This window comes from Pseudoblastomonas marina, from assembly GCF_014641655.1.
Taxonomy (GTDB): domain Bacteria; phylum Pseudomonadota; class Alphaproteobacteria; order Sphingomonadales; family Sphingomonadaceae; genus Alteriqipengyuania_A; species Alteriqipengyuania_A marina.
In genome coordinates this window covers 1668999-1691510 of the sequence record NZ_BMID01000001.1, presented here as the reverse complement: position 1 = coordinate 1691510, position 22512 = coordinate 1668999, and the positions used below count along the sequence as shown (strand labels likewise).

The following is a 22512-nucleotide window of genomic DNA, read 5'->3' as shown; positions in this document are numbered from 1 at the left end:
GATTGGTGGATCTGCGGGGCTAGAATGCCTTGCGTAGTTCGATCTCGACAATCCGTCCGATCGGGTCTCGATATGCCTTTTGGTAGGCGAGCGGGGTCACCCCGTCGTCGTCTGAAACGATCTGGCGGTCATTGGCGACGTTGATGATCGACAGTGAGACGCGCGCACCTTTGGTAAAGCCGGACGGCTGCAGGATGCGATCGAGATCGGTGAAGGCCCGAACATTGACGGTGGCGAGGCCGCCGAAGTCGAGCCTGTCCTGCGCGCTATTTCCAGTAATCAGGCGCGAAGCCGAGCGCCATTGCGTGGCCATGCGAATTCCCTGGCCACGCGCCGATAATGCGGCGCTTGCATCGAGGATATGGCGCGGCCGTCCGCCGCCCAGGCCGATGGCGCCTCCTTCGAGCAGGTCGATCGGGGAGGCCGCATCGCTCAAAAAAACGCGATCGCGCAGCGCCAGCGTATGGGCGAGAACGAACTGCAGGCGCGTCCCCGCTCCCGGCGGAATTGCGATATAGGAATCACTTCCCGCATCATCCGCAGAGTTTGACGGGCTGGCTGTCTCGGAGCCCCCAATGGGGAGGAGAAACGAGGCACCCCATCGCAGCTCTTCTCGTTCCTGGCGCGCGAAATTCACCGGTCGGCCATCGACGGCGATCAGCAGTCCTGCTCCGTCGCGGACGAACCGATCGGCAAATGCCGTGTAGAAGGGCAGGCTCGCAGAAGAAACGAACCCGATCGTATCGCGCAACGTTTCCCCGCGATAATCGGCGAATACATTCAACCCGATCTCGGGCCAGGGCGATGCGTTGATGGCGAAGCGGCGTGTTTCGTGGGTCGCGGAGCGCAAACCGGCATTGCCGCCGCTGAGGAAGTCCACATCCACCGTCTGACCGGTCGGCAGATCGACGATCCGGATATTCGGCGTGATGGTAAGCGGGTCGCCCAGCACCTCGACCGGAACCGGAAGATTGGCGCGCTCGAACGATGCCGTAATGGAAAGCGGTGCGATCGGTTGCCAGAGTGTACCGATGGTGATCCGGTCGAGCACCCCCGCGCCTTCGACATCGCTTCGCGCATAATCGAAGCTCATGTTCAATTCGCCGAGCCCGGAAAGGACATCCTGCCGTGCGCTTGCGATGGGAATATCGACTCCGATTTCACCGCCGCGGGTCCGGCGCGACACATCGCGCAATCTCCGGCCTGCGCCGAAATCGCTGACCGAGGTTTGTGTATCGCGGCGGAACTCGAGCGCGCCGCGCACTCGTGCATCGCCTGCGGGCAGTGCGAGTAGCGGGCCGAGTGCGTTGAGCCGGACGCCGTCCGTCGCGCCGCGCGAGTTGCTGCGTCCGGTGGTGATGGCAAAAAATGCGTCGAGCGGTTCGACCGCGGGATCCACCCCGGCAGGCAGCCGGGGCCCGGCCGCGATCCCCGCCGGGGCAAAATCCGCTTCAAAGGATCTTGCGCTGCGATTGCGCTGGCCTGCCAAGCTGATCAGCCAGCGACCCACGTCGGCATTGAGCACCAAATTGCCGCTGGCGCTATCGAAGGCGAAGCTTTGTTCGAGCGGCGCGCGCGAATAGGCCCGCAGGATTTCGCCGCCCGCATCGGTAAACAGGGCATTGGCCAGTCCATTGAGACTGTCGTCGCGCGACCAGCGGCCCCGCAGGTTGAAGCTGGCGGACAGCCAAGGCGCCAAGCGGTTCGCACCGGCGAGGCTGGCTTCGATCACATGCGAATCCGGCTTGAGGGTTCGCGCTGCGGCTATGTCTGCTGTGTCGGTCAGGCCGAATATCGGAAGGTCGCGCGCAAGGGCCGGTTGGGCCAAATCGCGATCGGATTCCAGCAAGGCATCGGAATCGCGATAGCGGAGCGCGGCATTGAGCCGGTCGCGACCGGCGATCCTCGTCAATGCGATCTCGCCGCGCCCCTCTGCCCATCCCCCTTCGGTCGCGAACCTTGCACTGGAGGTGACGACGGCGCTTCGCAGCTGTTTCTTGAGGACGATATTGTAGACGCGCCGATTGGGAACGCCGCCCGCCATCTGGCTGGTTCCGCGCGGAAGCACGTCGAGCGCATCGATCGCTTCGGCCGGCAGGTCCTCGATATCCTCGATCCCTGCGACGCGCTCGCCATCGACGAGGAAGACCGGGTCTTCATCGCCGTTCTGCGCCTTGATCTCGTCGAGGAATTCGCCGACGGTGGCCGAACCGTAGGATTCAACATCGCTTTCATCGAGGCTCCGCTCCGGCTTGATCCCGCGTAGAGCCGGCATGATGAAGCGATCGGCGGTGATGACGATGCGGTTTTCCTCACTCGACTGCTCGCCCGCCGCTTCCTGTGCAGCGAGCTCCAGCGGAAATCCCGACAGGGCAAGGATTCCGATCGCGGTGAGGCTGGTCTTCATAGGCCTTTCCGAACCAAAGAGGGCGGAGGACCGAGGTCCCCCGCCCCCTCTGAAGGGCTTTCAAGTTGGAGAAAGCCTCAGGAACGTTAGAGCTGCGCCGACATGCCGTTGAAGTGCACGAACAGGCCGCCGGTGGTGCCCAGTTCCTGCACTTCGGTCACGGTGCCGGGATTGTTGCCGGGGCACGCGCCGCCGACGGTCGGAACCGACTGCCCGTCGGTGGTCGTCGAGCCGAAGCCCCACAGGTTGTAGCCCGTGTACTGGCCGGTCTTGCGCGGATCGGAAGCGATGTCCGAATTCACGGAGGTTTTGCGGTTCAAGTTCACTTCGTGATGGATGACGTTGCCCGACTTGCCGGCCACGGTGTCCCACTCGCAGGTGGCGACATAGGTGGTTTCGGTTTCGAAAGTGAAGCTGACGGCCTTGGCATTGTCCTGCGCGGCCTTGTTGTTCCAACCGAAAGCGAGCTGGACGTCGCCCTTGCCGACAAAGCCGGTGCCGGTTTCGGCGTCGAAGGTAACCGCGGCCAGCGCGGCGGAAGACATGGCGAGAGCGGCGAGACCGCCGAGAATCGAAATGGTTTTCATGGGTATGCTCCTGGGTGTCGAAAAAAATGCTGTCCCCGTGATCTTTGTGATCGATGGGATGCCCAGAAGATTACCGAACCATTTACCCTTATCCCATTCAGCGTTCGGCCAAATCGACGTTATCCTTCGACAGCGAAACAGGTCTTTTGCTGTTGAATTTCATTCGATTTCCGGCGCGGACGACGCCAGGAGCGCCAGTTCCGTGCGACTCTGCACGTTCAATTTCTCGTAGATTCGGTGAAGGTACACCTTGACCGTTCCCTCGGTCACGCCGAGCTCGACCGCAATCGCGCGATTGCGCATCCCGCGGGCGATCAACCCGGTGACGGCGCGCTCGCGCTTGGTCAGGCAAGCCAGGGGGTGCTGGCCCTTCTTACCGTCGTTCATTGTATAGGACAGGGCGCGATCCATCGCCTCGCGATCGATCCAGCGCTTGCCCTGGCTTACATCCCGCAAGCAGCGCACCAGCAGGTGTTCGGCTCCTTCCTTGAGCAGGATGCCGTCCACGTTGAGCGACAGCGCCTCCACCAAGCAATGATCGGCGAGGCTTGCAGTAAGCAGAATGATTGGCCGCTGATCTCCGCGGGCGCGCATCGTTCGAAGCACGTCCATCCCGCTCATCTGCGGCATTGAGACGTCCAATACCAGGATGTCTGGGCGCACGGAGGAGAGCGCTTCAAGAACGGAGGTGCCATCGCTGGCGCGCCCCACCACTTCGAATTCGCTGTCGCGCAGGATCGATTCCACCCCCGAGAGTACGAGAGGGTGATCATCGGCAATCATTACCCGCGTCATGACAATCGCTCCATTGGCAGAGAAATACGTGTACGCGAACCCGAATTAAGCGCCACTATTTCCAAGTCCCCGTCCAGCTTTTTCACGCGCTCGGAAAGGGAAAGCGGCAAGTGCGTTATGGTCTCGCCGTCCTCCGCGATCATCGCGGAATTGAAACCGCTGCCGTCCTCGAATATCGTCAGCAACAGACGGCCGGATTCCACCAGGCATTCGACCGCGATTTCCCGCGCACCGCCGTGCTTTACCGCGTTCGCAGCAGTTTCCCTCAGCATGAGTCCGATTTCGCGCTGGCACTCCGCCGAAATGGTCAAGCGCTCCGGAGAGTGCCCCAGAGTGCAAGTCACGCCCCACTGGCGGGAAATCCGCGCCAGTACCTGCGCCATTTCCGCCCCGAAATTCTGCTCAACGACATGGCCGGGTTGGCCGCGCAAACGAGCAATCAGTGCGCGCAGGTCGGCATGTTCGGCCGTGAGTTCGCTGCGGAGCTTGTCGATCTCGGCTTGCAGAGGACCATTATCCGAGAACATCCCGTGCATGGCGTTGAGCCGGTACGAGGCCCCCGCGATAATCTGGACTACGCTATCGTGAAGATCGCGTGCGAGCGTCAAGCCGCTCTCCGCTGCGACCCGTTCTTCCAGCGATCGCTCGCGCGATGTCCGATCGAAAAAGCGCGCTACGCCTTTCGCAGCCGTGCGGGCTTCCTTCAGGTCGTCGACCGACAAGCCTGAAGTGCCGGCGAGCACGATCCAGCCATGGATATCGATCGTGGAAAATGGCGCGGCGGCAAACCGGTCGAAGTCCAGAATCTGGTTTATATAGTGCTGCGAATTGGCGGGTCGCTCTACCAGGCGGCCGGCTTCCTCTTCGAGAGCGACAACGCCTCGGGCGTCCCCCAGCAATCCCGATGCTCCCGCTGCAAGGTCGAAAAACGGTTGCAGCGCTTGGGGCTCGAAGCGCTGATAATCATAAGCCTTGCCGGTGGCCGTGCTTCTGTAAACCCAGGGTTCCTCGTCATCCCACCAGAGCACAGACACGTTTGGCGCCCCGCTGCTCTTGATCAGCGTTTCCAGTATTTCGCGCAAGGAGGTCTCATTCTTTCCCAGATCGCTGTGTGCGGATTGCCAGGCGGCTTGGAGATGCTGCCCGAACCAGACGAAAAGAGCGGAAACCACCAACAGGTAGCTGGTGCGAAAGATCAACCGTTGCAGCTCGAAGTCGCCTTGAGCGAATTGCAGCGAGAGCGCGCCTGCCAGGAAAAAAGCGCCCGTCACAACCAGAGCGGTCATGGCGGTCGCGCGCCAGTTCCAGCGAACCGCAGCGGAAAACAGCAGGAAAACGAACAGCGTGAAAAACGGGCTGGTATAACCATCGGTCAGGTAAACCATGACCGAGAACAGCAGGATATCGACGACATGGAAAGGCCATGCGAATTTCCAGTCTCGCCGCCAATTATCCCAAGTCAGCAACAATGCTCCGACCGCGAAAGCAACATAGGCCGTCAACAGGATATATCCCGCTTCGGGAAAGGCGGTGGGTTGCGAAGGGTCCAGCCAAATGGCGGTGATGAAGACCACGCTGAGCAATAGCCTGCTGAGCGAGATCACCCGACCGGACCGATTGGCTAAAGTACGCTGCATCTGTGAAGCCTCATCGCCAATGCGACACGCTGCGATGCCTTAAGATCGAGGCAATTACAAATAGTAGGAGGCGTGAACTTCAGTTCCTCTTACGATTGCCAAGTGTAGATTGCGCGCAGGGCTCCGGAACGAACGGCTTCGCCCCATTGCGAGAGATCAACCCTTTCGCCGTTCCTGTCAGAACAAATGCACCCGATTCAAGAAAGAGGGGGCGAGGGTAGGGCGCATGCATGCCACGGCCGCGAAAACCGCCAGCCCCGTTTCGCTGTGTCAACTCGTTGAACGAGGCGGGCCGCCGGTGGTGCGTAATCGACCAGGAGCCCGAGATGCTCGAGCATTACGTCGCGACGGGTTTGGCTGCGACCTGCCCGAGACAAGTTGCGATTGGACTGACAACGCCCGCAGGCCTCTCGACGAGGTTGGAATTGTGGCCCCCGCCGTGCTGCTGTTAGGCTGGCGGTGCTGCCAAGATGCTCCCGGGCGGATAAGCTCTAGAGCATCTTACTTTTGCGCGATGGGGCGCGTCTAACGGAGAGCGCGAGTTCGACACGAGACCGGCCCTCCTCGCTTGCGACGGCCAGGTCGATGGGGCGTCCGCCCAAGCCATCATGATGCGCGTTCATGAATTCTATCGCGGCCTCCGTGCCGAGAAGCTTTATGGCCATGCGCGTCGTCTCGCCCTGACGTCGCGAGGCCGAGGGGGTGAGGCGCGAGTTGCGGTTATTTCGCCTCATGACGAGAGCGCAGTGATGGCGGGGGCGTCGATCGTTATGGGGTTAGGCAAGTTTCGCTCCTCGATATAAGCGGGAGCGCAAACCTGTCTCTCAGTCGCAGATGCTCAAACGAAGTTCCTGCGATGTCGATCGCATTAGCACACCTTCGATTCTCTGTATCGCGATTTCGCGATACCATTCGGACGCGCATTCTCGCGCAAAGGAGACAGCGGGGGAACGGACGGGTGAGGGACGGCGTTCAAGCTACGTCGTTCCAAAAGGCGGAGGGACTGTCCCAATAGGATTTGGTCCCCATGCATATTGCCGAGGCCGTCATCCTCGTCGTCGAGGACGAAGTCCTCATCCGGATGGATGTGGTCGATCAACTTGGCGCCCTTGGCCACAGGTTGATCGAAGCATCTACCGCGCACGAGGCTCTCGAAGCGCTGTCGAAAGACGGGTCGATCGATATCCTTTTCACCGACGTGGATATGCCCGGCGACCTCGACGGTGTCATGTTGGCGCGAGAAGTCTCTGAAACCCGACCGGAGATCGGCATTATCGTGACGTCCGGAAAACCCTTGTTCGGTAAAGCGCCACTGCCGGAGGGTTCGCGGTTTTACCCCAAGCCCTACATGCCCGGTAAGGTTCATGCGGCAATTCAGGAGATGCTGGCGCAAGCCGACTGAAGCACACCCTGCCCCGGCGCGCGAGATGGCGGGCCGGGGTCGTGTATCAAGTCGTCTAAAGGACCGAGGTCGCCGTGATCAAGGCGCGAGAATCGGAAATTTCCGATCGCCTGGCCGTGCGTGGATACCTGTCGAATTTCCACCTGGGCAGAATTGGTTCGTCAGGGCGCTCGCACTACAGGATCGCTTGGGAGTCCGTTTTGATCAACGCGTGGTCGGCAAACTGCGCCTTGCTCCAGGCACAGGCTGCCGCGGCGCCCAGTCTGATCTGGAAGTCGCTGATACGGCCTGCGATGCGCGAAGCTGTCGCCAGTTTGGCCAGGCGCTCGTCTTCGTTTGCGGTACGACCGGCCCCCATCAGGGCTCGCTGATGCTCGGCATATTGGTGGTTCAGGTCCATGTCAGGCGTCCTGCTGTGGCGGGAATGCAGATGCATGGCCGCGAGTATCGTGGTGTCATCAGTCGATCATCGTCGCCACGAGATGTCGCAATTCGGCGGTCGGCATCGGGAGGGAACTTGTCCCTTCCTGATTGGCGCGCTGGGCGTGGATCGCGCCGTAGCGCAGCGAAAGTTTCGGGCGCGAGGCATCGCGCAGGTTCATTGCAGTCATAATTCTTGTGTCCGGCGGGTCGGTCCCGCCGCCTTTTCAAAAGTGTCAGCGCCTGAATCCGCGCTTGCGGGCACCCACGGGCGTTTGCCCCGGTGTCCGTTCGCGGAAGACGATCCGGCCTTTGCTCAGATCGTATGGCGTCATTTCGACGTGTACGCGGTCTCCAACGACCGATCGGATGCGATAGCGACGCATCTTTCCTGCAGTGTAGCAGATAAGACGATGCCCATTGTCGAGGGTGACGCCGAAGCGTCCGTCGGGCAGGATCTCGTCGATCGCGCCCTCCATCGTAATGAGCTCTTCTTTCGCCAATCAGTCATCCTTGCGTACGAAAAATCATCCGCACGGACGAATTCCGTAGCGGAGCCGGTAGGATGAAATGGAAGTGGTGCCACTGCCGCGCTTAATCGCAGGATGAGGCAATCAAAATCCGTCGCAAACGACGTTAGGCAATTTCTGTATAGCAGCGTGCAAAAAAATTACAAGAGACGCGATGGTCCTGTCAGAAGAGATGCATCTGATTGACGATCGAGCCGGATGCGTGGCTTTAGCCAGTGAAACCGGCCTCCATTACGAGGGCGAAATCCTCGAGAGCTTGGTCACGAAGATGCGGGACAAGCAGGCAGCGCTGACGGTAAAGTAAAAGGAAAACTCCTTTGCCTCAGGGCGATGGTAGTTTTCCTGCGATTTTGCACTGGGTCCCGTTTCGATCGGCCGTGCCATTGACGAAGGGGTTCCCTGCGCCGAAGATGCCGCCGCTGATTTCAGCAACAGGAGGCGGTATGTCTGGCAGGAGAAAAGCGTTCGTTTGTGTCGACCCAGTCGAAGCATTTGCGGAACCCAAGTTCGTGCTCGAGTTCGGGGGCAAGATCTACGTCACGCAGGCGGTGTCCGAATTTGATCCGGACGATCCGGACCTGAGCGAGGATGCCCGTAGCGACATCGATCGATTGAAGGTCCTTCTTGACCGCGGCGAGCAAGTCTGCGGAACCTATATCGAGCCGCCGCAGAAAATGATGAGCACGGCGCAGGCGCAGACGGATAACTGAAGCCATGTCGGCCCGGGACGTCGATCCCGGACCGCCCGCCGAGCCGCGTGCGCTCGCGCCCGAGCCGTTCTTCGACAAGATCGCGGCCGAGGGATGCGAAGCCGGAGTGACGCGGCTCGCCGACCTGACCGGCCTCGACCGGATCGGTTTTCCCGTGTGGCAGGCGGTGCGCCCGTTCGGCCGCGCGCAAAGCGTCCACCAGGGCAAGCACGCGTCCAACCTGCTGGCGCGGATCGGTGCGCTGGGCGAGGCGCTCGAGAGCCATCGCGCCGAGAATGCGGTCGTCAATATCCGTGCGACACCCTGGCGCGACCTGCCTGCGTCGGCGCGCTGCCCCGATCCGCACGATTGCAACGCCGATCGGGGCGTCGGCGAGGCGTGCGGGGCGCTCGACTGGTGCGCCGCGCGCGAATTCAACACGGGTGACGAATTCTTCCTGCCCCACCTGTTCGTGTCGCTCGATTTCACCCTCACCGACGGTCACTGGCTCGAACGCAGCAGCGCGGGCCTGGCGCTGGGCACCTGCGAAAGCGAGGCGATCGCCACCGGCCTGCGCGAAGTGCTCGAGCGCGATGCGGTGGGCGCGTGGGAGCGCTCGTCGCCGGCGGCCAAGGCGCATGGCCGGATCGACGTCGCCTCGATCCCCTTCGACTGGTTTCGCCATTGGAAGGAGCGCGCCACGAGCGCCGAGGCGACGCTGCGCGTCTTCGCCACCGAAACGATCGACGGCATCCCGGTGTGCATCGTCTGCCTGAGCGGGCCCGCGGCCTACGGGGAGGGGCAACGCGATTTCATGGGCAGCTGCGCGCACGGCGATCCCGAGCGGGCGCTGTTCGGGGCGATGGCCGAGGCGATCCAGTCGCGCCTGACGGTCATCGCGGGATCGCGCGACGACGTGATGCCTCGCCTCTACCGGTCGACCCCCGGCGGCGGGCTGCTCGGCGCGGTCGAACTGGGCGTCCCGCTTTCGTCGTTCGAGAAGATCGAGCCGCGCTGTTCGGAGCCGCGCCGTGTGGCGGATCGGCTGGCGAGCCTCGGCTACGACCGGATCGCCGTGGCGCGTCTCGCTCCCGAAGACGCGATCCCGGTGGTCAAGGTCTTCGTGCCCGGCCTCGGTTCGCTCCACCGCGAACGACGGGCGCCGTCATGACCGTATTCTGTTTCGCCGGACCATCGCTCTTGCCGGCGGATCGCGCGGCCTGGCCGGACATCGCCTGGCGCGATCCGGCCGAAGCGGGCGACCTGCTCGTGCTCGACGCCGGGTCCGATGATACCGTTTGCCTCGTCGACGGCTATTTCGACCATCGCCCGGCGGTTCGGCACAAGGAAATCCTTCTGCTGCTGTCACGCGGCGTGCGCGTGCTGGGCGCCGCCAGCATGGGCGCGCTGCGGGCCGCGGAAATGGAGGCGGCCGGGATGGTCGGGGTGGGGGCCATCTATCGCGCCTATGCCGCTGCGCGGCTCACCGCGGACGACGAGGTCGCGCTGGTGCACGGCCCCGCGGAATGGGGCTGGCGGCCGTTGACGCTCCCGCTGGTCGATTGCCGCGCAACCGTCCACCGGGCGCTGCGCCGTGAGGCTCTCACAACCGGCGAGGCGCGTTCGATCATGACCGCCGCCCGGAGCCTCCACTATACCGAGCGCGAATGGGAATCGCTGCTTGAACAGGCCGATCTTCCCGCCGGGCGCGCCGAGCCTATCCGCCGCTGGATCGAGATCAACGCGCTTTCGCAGAAGAACCGCGATGCGATCGCCTGCCTCGAAGTGGCAGCTCGGGGAGTCGCCGTCACCGGTCATCGCCCTACAATGGTCTGGACCAGCCTCGTCGCGGCGCTGGCACGCTCCCGCGGCCTCAATCCACGAGATCTGCAATCTCCTGCAGCTGGTCCGTCACCCAGTCGCGCCGATCCTGCTGCTGGAACGGATGATGGAACAGCGCCCAGGCGATGAACCGCTCGCGATCGGGCGGTGTATCGCCGCACCAGCGTGCCGCCACCATCGCGTGCAGCTTGCGGGCGAGGGTCGCGGTCTGGCTTGCGCCCGCGGCCGAAGCGGCAAGGACGCGGTAGAGCTCGCTCGAGATGGTCGGGCGCGCGACCCGTCGCAGGCAATCCTCGGCCTTGTCGTATTCGCCCAGCAACAGATGCAGCAAGCCCGCTTCCTCGTGCGGCGCCTCGGTGATGAAGGGAGTCAGGCTTTCGCACTTGTCGAGCAGTTCGACCGCCCGGTCGAGGTCTCCGATGAACATCCACCCGGTCCCGATCTGGAGCAGCCGCTTGCGATGGTAGGGATTGAGATCGTACGCCTGCCGCAAATGTTCGCTCGCCTGCGCGGCCTCGCCGGCCCAGAGATAACACCACGCCATGACGGTGTGGAGGAAGGGTTCGGTGGGGTCGATCAGCACCGCCCGCCGCGCCAGCTCCGCGGCGCGGCCCCGGTGGTCGGTGGTCGTCGAGCCGAGGCCGCTATACCCGAAATCGGTATTCAGCAGGAGGATGAGCGGGGCATAGGCGCGCGCGAAACCGGGATGGCTCTCGATCAGTTCTTCCCACCTCCGCGCAACCTCCTGCATCGCCTCGAGGCCGCTTGCCGTACGCATTGCCTTGGTGTTCTGGAGATAGCGACCATAGGCATCGGTGGGTATCGCAGGCAGGTGGCGTGTCAGGTCGTCGGTCAGGCGCGGGAGCACCGCGGAGACGATGACGCGAACCAGCTTCTCGATATCGGCCTCGGGTTGCTCGGGATCGACCTGGGCGCGATCCGACCAGATGATCTCGCCGTTTTCCATTCTCACCAGCCTGGCGAATACCCCGAGCGGGCCGACGCCGCGGAACAGCCGGATCTCGAGGCGGTAGTCCCGTTTCCCCGTCGGTTGCGCAGCGTCGTCGGTATTCTCGGCGACCGAGCCCGAGACCAGCCGGAAATCGCTGAAGCGGGATAGCGCGTGGAGGATTTCCTCGCGGATCACCTCGTCGAGCCATGAGCCCCCCTGCGCGGAGTCGTGTCGCAGCGCGGGAACGTGCAGCAGCGGCGGATAGGATTGCGGTTCGGAGCGATCGGACGATCCCGGGTGGGCTGCGGACACCTTCGGGCGGGCCGGCTCGCTCTCGACCACGGCCTGCGCGACCAGCCGGTATCCGCGGCCGTAGACGCTTTCGATATAGCGCGGATTCTTCGGATCGTCGCCGAGCGCACGGCGCAGTTCCTTGACCGCCGAGGTCAGCGCCGACTCCGATACCGCCATCCCGTCCCAGACCGAGCTGAACAGCTCGTCCTTTGTCACGAGACCGCCATCCTGCTCGACCAGCCTCAGGAGCACCTGGAACGCCTTATTCCCGAGCTTCACATGCCCGGCGGGACCCCACACCCGTTCGTCCTGCGGGTCGAGCGTGAACTCGCCCAGTCGGAAATGCGATGCAGGGCCTGCTTTAGCATCCAAGGAAGTGGGCCTCCTGCATTTGCCGCGCGACTCCGTCGACCTTCCCGGAGGAAGATATTGCAGAGGTGTCCCATTGAATTATCACGAAATCGTCAACCCCGCCAAGCGTCGCCCGAATCTGGAAAGATTATGGGCCAGATTCTTTCCAGCGCCTCCTCAGGATGTCCGGCGCGACCGCTCCTAGACAGGGGACATCGGCAATCGTGCCGAACCCGTCCAGGAGACCTGCAATGAAAAATACGATCACCCTGCTCACCGCCGTGCTGATGACGATGGCCGTTTTCAGCGGCACCGTCGGGATCATGAACTACGCCGTGACCGACGGGACGTACGACGCGCGACTGGCGTGACGGCGGCAACACCGGTGCCGGAGGGCACAGGATGGCTCGACAGCGATGTCGGGCCATCCTTTTTGCGTGCCTGTCCCCGACCGCGGATCGGCCACCTGCCGGGCCCGGCCCGGCCGCTTCTCTTGCACCCTGCTCAGCGACGGCTAGAAGCCTCCCCGGGCAAGCGCCGCCGAACCGGAGAGCGGCGCCGAGGGAGAGCAAACAGTGATCCAAAGCGACGTCATCATTTTCGGCATCCTCGCCGGCATCCTCGGGGTGCTGTTTCTGCTGCGCGAGCGCGGAGGGGTGTGGAGCCGGGTCTTCACCTTCGTCCCGATCATCCTGCTCGCCTATTTGATCCCCTCGCTGCTGGTCAGCTTCGGCTTCATGGACGTGTCGGAAAGCAATCTCTGGCCGATCGCGAAAGATTATTTCCTCACCGCGGCGCTGATCCTCCTGACGCTCAGCATCGACATCAAGGGGATCATCGGATTGGGCCCCAAGGCACTGATCATGTTCTTCACCGCCACCATCGGGATTGTGATCGGTGGGCCGATCGCGCTGTGGATCGTCGCGCAGTTCGCGCCCGAAATCCTCGGTACCGGCGGATCGGACGCGCCGTGGCGCGGCTTCGCGACGCTCGCGGGAAGCTGGATCGGCGGCGGTGCGAACCAGACCGCGATGCTCGAAGTCTACGGCTACGATATCGAGCAATACGGCGCGATGGTCGCGGTCGATATCGTGGTCGCAAATATCTGGATGGCGTTCCTGCTTTATGGCGCGGGAATGCACGAGCGGGTCGATCGCTGGCTCGGCGCAGACAGCTCCTCGGTCTCGCGCCTGCGCGACACGATGGCCGCCTTCACCGAGAAGGTGGCGCGCGTGCCCAGCGCCAACGACATGATCATGCTGGCGGGCTTCACCTTCGCCGCGGTCGGCTTTTGCCACTGGAGCGCGGGCTGGATGTCGTATTGGTTCACCGGCATGCTTGGCCCCGAAGCAGTGCTGGCGGACCGCTTCTTCTGGGTCGTCGTGATGGCGACCACGATCGGCCTCGCCTGTTCGTTCACTCCCGCGCGCCAGCTCGAAGGCGTCGGCGCATCGAAGATCGGCACCGTATTCATCTTCCTGCTGGTCGCGGTGATTGGGACCAAGATGGACATCTTCCAGCTCGGCGACGCGCCGCTGTTCATGGCGGTCGGCCTGATCTGGATGACCTTCCATTCGGCCCTGCTGCTGACCGTCGCCAAGATCGTGAAGGCGCCATTCTTCTTCGTCGCGGTAGGAAGCAAGGCGAATGTCGGCGGCGCGGCCAGCGCCCCGGTGGTCGCCGGCGCGTTCCATCCCGCGCTCGCCCCGGTCGGCGTGCTGCTGGCGGTGCTCGGCTATGCGCTCGGCACCTACGGCGCGATCCTGTGCGCGGAGATGATGCGCGCGGTCAGCGGGGGCTGAGGCCTAGTCCACGCTGTCGAGGCATGCCTTGAAGTCGCGCGCGACCTCGCGGCACATCTCGGCGCATTTGCTGCAGTGCGGATTGTCGTGCCGGACGCATTCGGCGGCGCAGGCTTCGCAGGCCGCGATGCAGGCCCGGATCTGCGCGCGCAGCACGTCGACATTCTGCGCCGTGCGACGGATCCCCAGACGCGCGGTGGCGGTGCAGACATCGGCGCAATCGAGACAGTTCCGGATGCACTGCGCCATGTCCATGTCCTCGACGACGCAGGCCTCGGCACACGAGGTGCAGAACTGCGCGCACAGGTTCGCGTGGCGGCTGGCTTCGACCAGCGCCTCGTTGAGCGTCGCGTCGGTCACCTGCGGGTGGCGCGAGATCATTTCTTGTAGCGACATGGATTATCCTCTCTTTTTCGTGGGTTGCCCTACGAACGGAGAGCGGGAACGGTCGTTCCGTCAGAGTGCGGCAATTGCGGCGAGGGCACGCTCCGCCCAGTCGGGATGAGCGAACAGCAGGTCGGGCACCAGCGTGTCGGCGCGGTTGTAGCGGAACTGGGTCCCGTCGATCCGCGAACAGTGCAGCCCGCTCGCCAGCGCGACCGCGGCGGGGGCGCAATTGTCCCATTCGTGCTGCCCGCCCGAATGGTAGTAGATATCCGCGTCGCCGCGCAGCACCGCCATCGCCTTGTAGCCGGCCGAGCCCATCCTGATCAGCTCGCCGCCCAGCGCCGCGGCCAGCGCATCGGCCTCTACCGGAGTGCGCGATCCGCTGACGAGGATGCGCGGCGTGCGCTGCGCGGTAGCGAGTTCGCTTGGCCTGTCCGACCGCCAGGTCTCCTGCCGCGTGGGCAGCGCCACCGCGCCGTGCGTCGGCAAGCCGTCCTCGACAAGCGCGACGTGGACCGACCATTCGCGGCGGCCTTCGCTGTAGCTGCGGGTGCCGTCGAGCGGGTCGATCACCCACACACGCTGCGCGCAGTGGCGGTCTCCGATATCGGCCGATTCTTCGGACAGGATGCAGTCCGCGGGGCGCGCCGCGCGCAACCGTTCGAGGATCAGCGCATCGGCGCGGGCGTCGCCGACATCGCCCAGTTCGCGGCCCTCGAATCGGCCCGAGCGCTGCAGCTCGAGCAATAGTTCTCCCGCATGGGTGGCGATCTCTGCTGCCAGGGCGGCATCGGTGGCGGCGTGGTCGGTCATCGGGTCGATCCATCCACGAAGGTGCGCCGCGCTGCAAGGCTTGCGGGGCGGGAACCGGCGCGTTCGGAACCCTTGGCCGTCTCCACCCTTGATTAAACGAGTTCTCGCGCGCATCGCGCGGCCAACAGATTCTCGAGAGGATATCACATGCGCAACATCGATCATTTCATCGTCGGCGGCCCCGCTAGCCCCACGGGCCGCACTCACAAGGTCTGGAACCCGTCGACCGGCGAGGTCCAGGCCGAAGTCCCGCTCGGCGACGCCGCGCTGCTCGATCGCGCGGTCGCCAAGGCCAAGGAAGTGCAGCCCGGCTGGGCCGTGACCAACCCGCAGAAGCGCGCGCGCGTGTTTTTCAAGTACAAGGAGCTGATCGAGGCCAACATGCAGGAGCTCGCCGAGCTGCTGTCGTCCGAGCACGGCAAGGTGGTCGACGACGCCAAGGGCGACGTCCAGCGCGGGCTCGAGGTGATCGAATATTGCGCGGGCCTGCCGCAATTCTCGAAGGGCGAATACACCCAAGGGGCGGGCACCGGGATCGACGTCTATTCGATGCGCCAGCCGCTCGGCATCGGCGCGGGCATCACCCCGTTCAACTTTCCCGCGATGATCCCGATGTGGATGTTCGGGATGGCGATCGCGGCGGGCAATGCCTTCATCTTGAAGCCGTCCGAGCGCGATCCGAGCGTCCCGGTGCGCCTTGCAGAGCTGTTCGTCGAAGCCGGCGCGCCCGAAGGGCTGCTGCAGGTGGTCCATGGCGACAAGGAAATGGTCGACGCGATCCTCGACCACGAGGACATTGCGGGCGTCAGCTTCGTCGGTTCTTCCGACATCGCGCACTACGTCTACAAGCGCGGCGTTGCTGCCGGGAAACGCGTGCAGGCGATGGGCGGCGCGAAGAACCACGGCATCGTCATGCCCGACGCCGATCTCGACCAGGTGGTGAACGATCTTGCCGGTGCGGCCTTCGGCTCGGCGGGCGAACGCTGTATGGCGCTGCCGGTCGTCGTCCCGGTGGGCGAGGACACCGCCGAGCGCCTCCGGGAAAAGCTGATCCCCGCGATCAACGCGCTGCGCGTCGGCGTATCGAACGATCCCGACGCGCATTACGGCCCGGTGGTCACGCCCGAGCACAAGGCGCGCATCGAGCAGTGGATCGACACCGCCGAAAAGGAAGGCGCGGAAGTCGTGGTCGACGGGCGCGGTTTCTCGCTCCAGGGCCACGAGGAGGGCTTCTTCGTCGGCCCGACGCTGCTCGACCGCGTCACCACCGACATGGAAAGCTACAAGGAAGAGATCTTCGGCCCGGTCCTGCAGATCGTGCGCGCGAAGGATTTCGAGCACGCGGTCAAGCTGCCGAGCGACCACCAGTACGGCAACGGCGTCGCGATCTTCACCCGCAACGGCCACGCCGCGCGCGAATTCGCGCAGCGGGTCAATGTCGGCATGGTCGGGATCAACGTTCCGATCCCGGTGCCGGTGAGCTACCACACCTTCGGCGGCTGGAAGCGCTCGGCCTTCGGCGACACCAACCAGTACGGCACCGAAGGTTTCAAGTTCTGGACCAAGGTCAAGACCGTGACCCAGCGCTGGCCCGATGGCGGCGGCGACGGTTCGAACGCCTTCGTCATACCGACGATGGGTTGATACGGGGATAGGATCGGCAGGCGGCGCGTTGGAGCATCAATGGGAGATATATCCATGATCGCCTTCAAGCCCGCCGCCTGCGCCGCCCTCGCGGCCCTGCTGCTCGCAGGATGCAGCGAAGCGTCCGACACTTCTGAAGACGAAACGCCGATCCCGGTCGAACCCGATGGCGGGATCGGCGACGGCGCGCCGCCGCTCGACGAGGTGCAAGCGCAGGGGCGATCGGGCATGCCCCCGGCGCTGCGCGGCGAGTGGCGCGAGGACGATCTCGGCCGCGCGCCGACGATCGAGGATTGCGACCAGACCTCCGACACCAACCGCAATTTCGGCAAGGTGATGACCGTCTCGGCGAATGGCTTCAGTCTGTTCGAGCAGGGCGGCACGATCGTCGAGCTGCACGATCGCAGCGAGTCGAAGATCGTGGCGACCTTCGACACCAGCTATGCAGACGAGATCGCCAGTGAGCGGATGGAATTCGCGCTTCAGCCCGACGGATCCTTGACCGTCGATCGCGGCGACGATGCCGGAATCCCGTCGATGAAAAGATTTCGCCCCTGTCCGGAGATGCCATGATGAAAACACCAGCCCTGTTCGCCGCCGCGCTCGTGCTCGCAATTTCGGGATGCGACGCCGCACCTGACACGCCGGTCGACGGCGATATCCCTGCGGCCGACAACGCCGCCGACTCGGCCCCGCCCGCAGACGAAGCAGGGAATGCCGACAGCGCCGACGCGCTCCGCGCGATCCCCGCACGCTTCCTCGGCGCGTGGGATTATGTCGAAGGCAACTGCGACCCGACCTCGGACCTGCGGATGGAGATCGGCCAGCGTCGGATCGTGTTCTACGAATCGGTCGGCGACGTCACCGGTATCCGCGCAGAGGGTGAAGATGCGATCGTTGTCGACATGAACATGTCGGGCGAGGGCGAGACCTGGACCCAGTCGACAAAGCTCACGCTCGAGGATGGCGGTGACCGCCTGGTTCCCTCTGAAGCCGGTGACGATGGCGGCTACGAACCGATGCCGCGCAAGAGGTGTGCGGCATGAAGGCGCTGCTAGCCTTGCCGCTGTTCGCCCTCGCGGCCTGCGCGACGACGCAGGCCGGCGACGAGCCGATCGAAGTCGCGCCGCAGGGCGAATGCGACGCCGCGCCCATCCAGTCGCTGGTCGGCCAGCGCACCAGCGTCGAACTCGGTGCGCGGATCCGGGCGGAAAGCGGCGCCGATGCCTTCCGCTGGATCCCGCCGCGCAGCGCGGTGACGCAGGATTACCGGCCCGACCGCGTCAACGTGGTCTATGACGACGATTACGTCATCGAACGGATTTATTGCGGGTGATCGGGGGAGGAGGACAGGAACGCCGCCGCGCGCAGTCCGCATCGCCCTACGAGGCGCAATTCGGATTCTGCCGCGCGCTCAGGGTCGATGATCGCATCCTCGTCTCGGGCACCGGGCCGATCGAGCCCGACGGCAGCACCACGCCGGGCGATGCGGGCGCACAGGCGACGCGCTGCTTCGCCATCGCCGTCGCCGCGATCGAGGATTTGGGCGGGACGGCCGCCGATGTCGTCCGCACGCGCATGTACGTCACCGATCTTGCCGACCAGGACCTCGTCGGCGCGGCTCATGCGCGCGCCTTCGGCGATCACCCTCCGGCCGCCACGATGGTGGGCACGCCCGCGCTTGTGCGCGATGATTGGAAGGTGGAAATCGAGGTCGAAGCCGTTATTGGGACCCCATGACTGGACAATTCGCACTCACCGACGACCAGCTCGCCATCCAGGAGATGGCGCGCAAGTTCACCGCCGACAACATCACCCCGCATGCGGGCGAATGGGACGAGACCCATCACTTCCCCAAGGAGGTGATCCAGCAGGCCGGCGAGCTTGGCTTCGGCGCGATCTACGTCTCGGAAGAAAGCGGCGGGATCGCGCTCGGTCGGCTCGAGGCGGCGCTGATCATGGAAGCGATGGCCTATGGCTGCCCCGCGACCAGCGCCTATATCTCGATCCACAACATGGCGGCGTGGATGATCGACCGCTTCGGCGGCGACGCGGTCAAGGCGAAATTCCTGCCCGAACTGGTGACGATGGAGAAGATCGCCAGCTACGCGCTGACCGAGCCGGGCAGCGGTTCGGACGCCGCCGCGCTCAAGACCAGCGCGGTCAAGGACGGCGATCACTACGTCCTCAACGGTACCAAGCAGTTCATCTCGGGTAGCGGCTACAACGACGTCTATGTCGTGATGGCGCGCACCGGCGACCACAAGTCGAAGGGCATTTCGTGCTTCGTGGTCGAGAAGGGCACCGAGGGTCTTTCGCACGGCGCGCCCGAGAAGAAGCTCGGCTGGAACGCCAGCCCGACCGCGCAGCTGATCTTCGAGGATTGCCGCGTGCCGGCCGAAAACCTCGTCGGCGCAGAAGGCGACGGGTTCCGGTTCGCGATGGCGGGTCTCGACGGCGGGCGGCTCAATATCGGTGCCTGTTCGCTCGGCGGGGCGCAGCGCTGCCTCGACGAGGCGGTCGCCTACACCAAGGACCGCCAGCAATTCGGCCAGCCGATCGCCGATTTCCAGAACACGCAGTTCATGCTCGCCGACATGGCGACCGAGCTCGAGGCGGCGCGCGCGCTGCTCTATCTCGCCGCCGCCAAGGTGACCGAGAACGCGCCCGACAAGACGCGCTTCTCCGCTATGGCCAAGCGGCTCGCGACCGATAGCGGCAGCAACGTAGTGAACAACGCGCTCCAGCTGTTCGGCGGATACGGCTACCTCAAGGATTACCCGATCGAACGCTTCTGGCGCGACCTGCGCGTGCATTCGATCCTCGAAGGAACAAACCAGGTCATGCGAATGATCGTCGGAAGGGACATGCTCCGCCAGTGACCGAAGAAGCGAATACCGAACGGACTGAAGACGTCCTCACCCACACGCACGATCGCGTGGGCCATCTATCCCTGAACCGCCCCAAGGCACTGCATGCGCTGACACTCGACATGTGCCACGCGATGAGCGCGGCGCTGAGCGAATGGGCGGCGCAGGATGCGGTCGAGGCGGTGATTGTCGACCATGCCGAAGGGCGCGGCTTTTGCGCCGGCGGCGACATCGCCTTCCTGCGCAATTCGGCGCTGCACGACGGCGGCGAGAGCGGGCGCAAGTTCTTCCACGACGAGTACCAGCTCAACCACCAGCTCTTCACCTACGACAAGCCGGTGGTCGCCTTCATGGACGGGATCACGATGGGCGGCGGCGTCGGCATCTCGCAGCCCGCCAAGTATCGCGTCGCGACCGAACACACCCGCTTCGCGATGCCCGAAAGCGGGATCGGCCTGTTCCCCGATGTCGGCGGCGGCTGGTACCTCTCGCGCCTCGGCGGCCGGATGGGCCAGTTCCTCGCGCTCACCGGCGCAAAGCTCGATGGCGCGGACTGCCTGTGGGTCGGGATTGCGACGCACTACCTGCCGAGCGAGAAACTCGCCGAGGCGAAGGCGCGCATCATCGAGCATCCCGACCGCATCGGCGGAATCCTCTCGGACCTCTCCGAAACCCCGCCCAAGGCGAAGATCGAGGAGCAGGCCGAGCGCGTCGCCTGGCATTTCAAGTCCGACTCGCTCGAAGAGATCATGGCGAGCCTGGAAACCGACGACAGCGAATGGGCGGCGAAGGAACTCGCCACGCTGAGGACCAAGAGCCCGCAGACCTGCAAGGTCGCGTTGCGCCAGCTCGCCGAGGCGGCCGAGTTCGAGGATTTCGCCGACAACATGCGCAACGAATACCGCATAGCGAGCCGCGTGATCACGCGCCCCGACTTTGCCGAAGGGGTGCGGGCAGTGATCGTCGACAAGTCGAACGATCCCAAGTGGGATCCGGCGACGCCCGAAGGCGTGACCGACGAATTGCTCGACAGCATCTTCGCGCCGCTCCCCGAAGGCGAGGAGTGGCAGCCGCTCTGATCTTCGTCATCCCCGCGCAGGCGGGGATCGAGAGCGGCGACGCACGAATTTTCCCTGGATTCCCGCCTGCGCGGGAATGACGAGTTTGGAGAGACCATGTCCTACGAAACCATCACCGTCGAACAGCGCGACAATGTCACGCTCGTGACGCTCAACCGCCCGCAGGCGCTCAACGCGCTCAATTCGCAGGTCCTCGAGGACCTCGTCGAGGCCTTCGCCGCGTTCGAGGCCGACGACAGCCAGGGCTGCCTCGTGCTCACCGGCGCGGGCGAAAAGGCCTTTGCCGCAGGCGCGGACATCAAGGAGATGGCCGACAAGCCCGCGGCGGATTTCTACAACGAGGATTTCTTCGCCCGCTGGACCAGCCATCTCGTCAAGGCGACGCGCAAGCCGTGGATCGCCGCGGTCAACGGCTTCGCGTTGGGCGGCGGGTGCGAGCTCGCGATGATGGCGGACTTCATCCTTGCCAGCGACAAGGCCAAGTTCGGCCAGCCCGAGATCAAGCTCGGCGTCGCGCCGGGCATGGGCGGTTCGCAGCGCCTGACCCGCGCGGTCGGCAAGGCCAAGGCGATGGAAATGTGCCTCACCGGCCGGATGATGGACGCCGAGGAAGCCGAACGCAGTGGGCTCGTCGCGCGCGTGGTGCCGCATGACGACCTCGTCGAGGACGCGGTCAAGACCGCCAAGGCTATCGCCGGCATGCCGCCGATGGCGGCCAAGGTGAACAAGGAAATGGTCAACGCCGCCTACGAGACTTTCCTCGACCAGGGCGTTCTCCACGAGCGCCGCCTGTTCCAGATCCTCACCGCGACCGAAGACAAGGTCGAGGGCATGAAGGCCTTCATCGAGAAGCGCGAAGGCGAATGGAAGGGGAAGTAATTACGAAAGGCTTCGGCCTTCTTGTATTCGGTGCCCTGTTCGTCTGGCGCGGCATCGACGGCTGGCGTCATCGCCGCGAAGAGCGCATCACCCTGATCGAAGCTGCGACCCTGAAAATCGGCGGAGAGGATGAGCCGCTGCCGCTCAATCGCTGGGACCGGATGATGGCATATGCCCAACCGGTCCTCATGCTTCTATTCGGCCCGGCAATGATCGTCCTGGGCTTTGCAATTCTATTGGTGTGACTGGAGAGAGACATGAAAATCGCATTCATCGGCCTCGGCAACATGGGCGGCGGCATGGCCGCGAACCTGGTCAAGGCGGGGCACGAGGTGCGCGCCTTCGACCTGTCCGAGGACGCGCTCAAATCCGCCAAGGATAGCGGCTGCGACACCTTCACCGCCGCCAAGGATGCGGTCGGAGGTGTCGAGGCGGTGGTCTCGATGCTGCCCAACGGGCAAATCGTGAAATCGGTCTATGAGAACGACGTGATCGGCCACGCGCCCGACGGCGCGGTGCTGCTCGATTGCTCGACGATCGACGTCGCCACCGCGCGCGAGGTCATCTCGGCTGCCGAAGAGGCGGGCTACGACATGGTCGATGCGCCGGTCTCGGGCGGGATTGCGGCTGCAGCGGGCGGCACGCTGACCTTCATGGTCGGCGGCACCGACAAGGCATTCGATCGCGCCAAGCCCATCCTCGAGGCGATGGGCAAGGCGGTGATCCATGCCGGCGATGCGGGCAACGGCCAGGCGGCCAAGATCTGCAACAACATGCTGCTCGCGATTCAGATGATCGGCACCTGCGAAGCGTTCGGGATGGCCGAGAAGCTCGGCCTCGACCCGCAGACCTTCTACGACATTTCCTCGGTCAGCTCGGGCCAGTGCTGGTCGATGACCTCCTATTGCCCGGTTCCCGGCGTCGGCCCCAAGAGCCCCGCCGACAACGAGTACAAGGGCGGCTTCGCGACTGCGCTGATGCTCAAGGATCTGAAGCTCGCGATGGAAGCGGCGCAGACCGCCGATGCGGGCACGCCGCTCGGCCAGCACGCCAAGGAACTGTACGAGAAATTCGCCGACGAGCACGGTTCGCTCGATTTCTCGGCAATCGGTCGCTCGCTCTAGGGGGGGGA

General features: G+C 64.3%; 25 protein-coding genes. 15 read left to right on the top strand and 10 right to left on the bottom strand.

The window, feature by feature from the left end:
* Positions 1 to 19: 19 nt before the first annotated feature.
* From IEW49_RS08265 to IEW49_RS08250, 4 genes are all read right to left on the bottom strand, one after another.
* Positions 20 to 2407, bottom strand: a complete 2388-nt coding sequence (locus tag IEW49_RS08265) for a hypothetical protein (protein WP_188642222.1) — start codon at positions 2405 to 2407, stop codon at positions 20 to 22.
* 86 nt (positions 2408 to 2493) lie between these two features.
* Positions 2494 to 2994 (bottom strand): hypothetical protein, encoded by a 501-nt coding sequence (locus IEW49_RS08260; RefSeq protein ID WP_188642221.1) that lies wholly within the window; start codon positions 2992 to 2994, stop codon positions 2494 to 2496.
* 159 nt (positions 2995 to 3153) lie between these two features.
* Positions 3154 to 3789, bottom strand: coding sequence for a response regulator (locus IEW49_RS08255; protein ID WP_188642220.1), 636 nt, complete (start codon positions 3787 to 3789; stop codon positions 3154 to 3156).
* Entirely contained in the window at positions 3786 to 5426 is a 1641-nt protein-coding gene (locus IEW49_RS08250; RefSeq protein WP_188642219.1) for a sensor histidine kinase, read from the bottom strand. Before IEW49_RS08250 ends, IEW49_RS08255 begins: the two co-directional genes overlap by 4 nt.
* A gap of 1027 nt (positions 5427 to 6453) precedes the next feature.
* Between IEW49_RS08250 and IEW49_RS08245 the strand changes: the two genes are divergently transcribed.
* Positions 6454 to 6828: a response regulator gene (locus IEW49_RS08245; protein ID WP_188642218.1), complete on the top strand. Its 375-nt coding sequence runs from the start codon at positions 6454 to 6456 to the stop codon at positions 6826 to 6828.
* A gap of 175 nt (positions 6829 to 7003) precedes the next feature.
* Here IEW49_RS08245 and IEW49_RS08240 read toward each other — a convergent pair whose 3' ends face one another.
* From IEW49_RS08240 to infA, 3 genes are read right to left on the bottom strand one after another with little or no spacing between them, the layout of a single operon-like run.
* Positions 7004 to 7228 (bottom strand): hypothetical protein, encoded by a 225-nt coding sequence (locus IEW49_RS08240; protein ID WP_188642217.1) that lies wholly within the window; start codon positions 7226 to 7228, stop codon positions 7004 to 7006.
* Positions 7229 to 7286: 58 nt separating this feature from the next.
* The gene (locus tag IEW49_RS08235; protein ID WP_188642216.1) at positions 7287 to 7439 is read right to left on the bottom strand and encodes a hypothetical protein; all 153 of its coding nucleotides are present in this window, start codon (positions 7437 to 7439) and stop codon (positions 7287 to 7289) included.
* Positions 7440 to 7484: 45 nt separating this feature from the next.
* Positions 7485 to 7751, bottom strand: a complete 267-nt coding sequence (gene infA, locus IEW49_RS08230) for a translation initiation factor IF-1 (RefSeq protein WP_188642215.1) — start codon at positions 7749 to 7751, stop codon at positions 7485 to 7487.
* Positions 7752 to 8188: 437 nt separating this feature from the next.
* On the opposite strand from infA, the gene IEW49_RS08225 reads away from it, so the two are divergent.
* The 3 genes from IEW49_RS08225 to IEW49_RS08215 are packed head-to-tail and all read left to right on the top strand — an operon-like array spanning position 8189 to position 10438.
* Positions 8189 to 8488: a hypothetical protein gene (locus IEW49_RS08225; RefSeq protein WP_188642214.1), complete on the top strand. Its 300-nt coding sequence runs from the start codon at positions 8189 to 8191 to the stop codon at positions 8486 to 8488.
* 4 nt (positions 8489 to 8492) lie between these two features.
* Entirely contained in the window at positions 8493 to 9638 is a 1146-nt protein-coding gene (locus IEW49_RS08220; RefSeq protein WP_188642213.1) for a YcaO-like family protein, read from the top strand.
* Positions 9635 to 10438 carry a TfuA-like protein gene (locus IEW49_RS08215; RefSeq protein WP_188642212.1) on the top strand — a complete coding sequence of 268 codons (804 nt, stop codon included), beginning with the start codon at positions 9635 to 9637 and terminating at the stop codon, positions 10436 to 10438. The genes IEW49_RS08220 and IEW49_RS08215 overlap by 4 nt, the downstream gene beginning before the upstream one ends.
* Here IEW49_RS08215 and IEW49_RS08210 read toward each other — a convergent pair.
* Positions 10341 to 11927 carry a winged helix-turn-helix domain-containing protein gene (locus IEW49_RS08210; protein WP_188642211.1) on the bottom strand — a complete coding sequence of 529 codons (1587 nt, stop codon included), beginning with the start codon at positions 11925 to 11927 and terminating at the stop codon, positions 10341 to 10343. The two genes, IEW49_RS08215 and IEW49_RS08210, sit on opposite strands and share 98 nt — an antisense overlap.
* 554 nt (positions 11928 to 12481) lie before the next feature.
* On the opposite strand from IEW49_RS08210, the gene IEW49_RS08205 reads away from it, so the two are divergent.
* Entirely contained in the window at positions 12482 to 13708 is a 1227-nt protein-coding gene (locus tag IEW49_RS08205; RefSeq protein WP_188642210.1) for a DUF819 family protein, read from the top strand.
* Positions 13709 to 13711: 3 nt separating this feature from the next.
* Here IEW49_RS08205 and IEW49_RS08200 read toward each other — a convergent pair whose 3' ends face one another.
* Positions 13712 to 14104: a four-helix bundle copper-binding protein gene (locus IEW49_RS08200; protein WP_188642209.1), complete on the bottom strand. Its 393-nt coding sequence runs from the start codon at positions 14102 to 14104 to the stop codon at positions 13712 to 13714.
* 60 nt (positions 14105 to 14164) lie between these two features.
* Entirely contained in the window at positions 14165 to 14908 is a 744-nt protein-coding gene (locus IEW49_RS08195) for a 3'(2'),5'-bisphosphate nucleotidase CysQ (RefSeq protein WP_188642208.1), read from the bottom strand.
* 147 nt (positions 14909 to 15055) lie between these two features.
* On the opposite strand from IEW49_RS08195, the gene IEW49_RS08190 reads away from it, so the two are divergent.
* The 10 genes from IEW49_RS08190 to mmsB all read left to right on the top strand — a co-directional run bounded on the left by IEW49_RS08190 (position 15056) and on the right by mmsB (position 22504).
* Positions 15056 to 16552, top strand: coding sequence for a CoA-acylating methylmalonate-semialdehyde dehydrogenase (locus IEW49_RS08190; protein ID WP_188642207.1), 1497 nt, complete (start codon positions 15056 to 15058; stop codon positions 16550 to 16552).
* 54 nt (positions 16553 to 16606) lie between these two features.
* Complete coding sequence (locus IEW49_RS08185; protein ID WP_188642206.1) at positions 16607 to 17125, top strand: hypothetical protein; 519 nt, start codon at positions 16607 to 16609, stop codon at positions 17123 to 17125.
* Positions 17122 to 17598, top strand: coding sequence for a hypothetical protein (locus IEW49_RS08180; protein WP_188642205.1), 477 nt, complete (start codon positions 17122 to 17124; stop codon positions 17596 to 17598). Before IEW49_RS08185 ends, IEW49_RS08180 begins: the two co-directional genes overlap by 4 nt.
* A complete protein-coding gene (locus IEW49_RS08175; protein ID WP_188642204.1) occupies positions 17595 to 17888 on the top strand; it encodes an I78 family peptidase inhibitor in 294 nt (97 codons plus the stop codon). Before IEW49_RS08180 ends, IEW49_RS08175 begins: the two co-directional genes overlap by 4 nt.
* Positions 17885 to 18292, top strand: coding sequence for a RidA family protein (locus IEW49_RS08170; RefSeq protein WP_229658136.1), 408 nt, complete (start codon positions 17885 to 17887; stop codon positions 18290 to 18292). Before IEW49_RS08175 ends, IEW49_RS08170 begins: the two co-directional genes overlap by 4 nt.
* Positions 18289 to 19434, top strand: coding sequence for an acyl-CoA dehydrogenase family protein (locus IEW49_RS08165; protein WP_188642203.1), 1146 nt, complete (start codon positions 18289 to 18291; stop codon positions 19432 to 19434). Before IEW49_RS08170 ends, IEW49_RS08165 begins: the two co-directional genes overlap by 4 nt.
* A complete protein-coding gene (locus tag IEW49_RS08160; RefSeq protein ID WP_188642202.1) occupies positions 19431 to 20501 on the top strand; it encodes an enoyl-CoA hydratase/isomerase family protein in 1071 nt (356 codons plus the stop codon). The genes IEW49_RS08165 and IEW49_RS08160 overlap by 4 nt, the downstream gene beginning before the upstream one ends.
* 96 nt (positions 20502 to 20597) lie before the next feature.
* A complete protein-coding gene (locus tag IEW49_RS08155) occupies positions 20598 to 21380 on the top strand; it encodes an enoyl-CoA hydratase-related protein (RefSeq protein ID WP_188642201.1) in 783 nt (260 codons plus the stop codon).
* Positions 21365 to 21625 carry a hypothetical protein gene (locus IEW49_RS08150; protein WP_188642200.1) on the top strand — a complete coding sequence of 87 codons (261 nt, stop codon included), beginning with the start codon at positions 21365 to 21367 and terminating at the stop codon, positions 21623 to 21625. The genes IEW49_RS08155 and IEW49_RS08150 overlap by 16 nt, the downstream gene beginning before the upstream one ends.
* A gap of 12 nt (positions 21626 to 21637) precedes the next feature.
* Entirely contained in the window at positions 21638 to 22504 is an 867-nt protein-coding gene (mmsB, locus tag IEW49_RS08145; RefSeq protein WP_188642199.1) for a 3-hydroxyisobutyrate dehydrogenase, read from the top strand.
* Positions 22505 to 22512 lie beyond the last annotated feature (8 nt).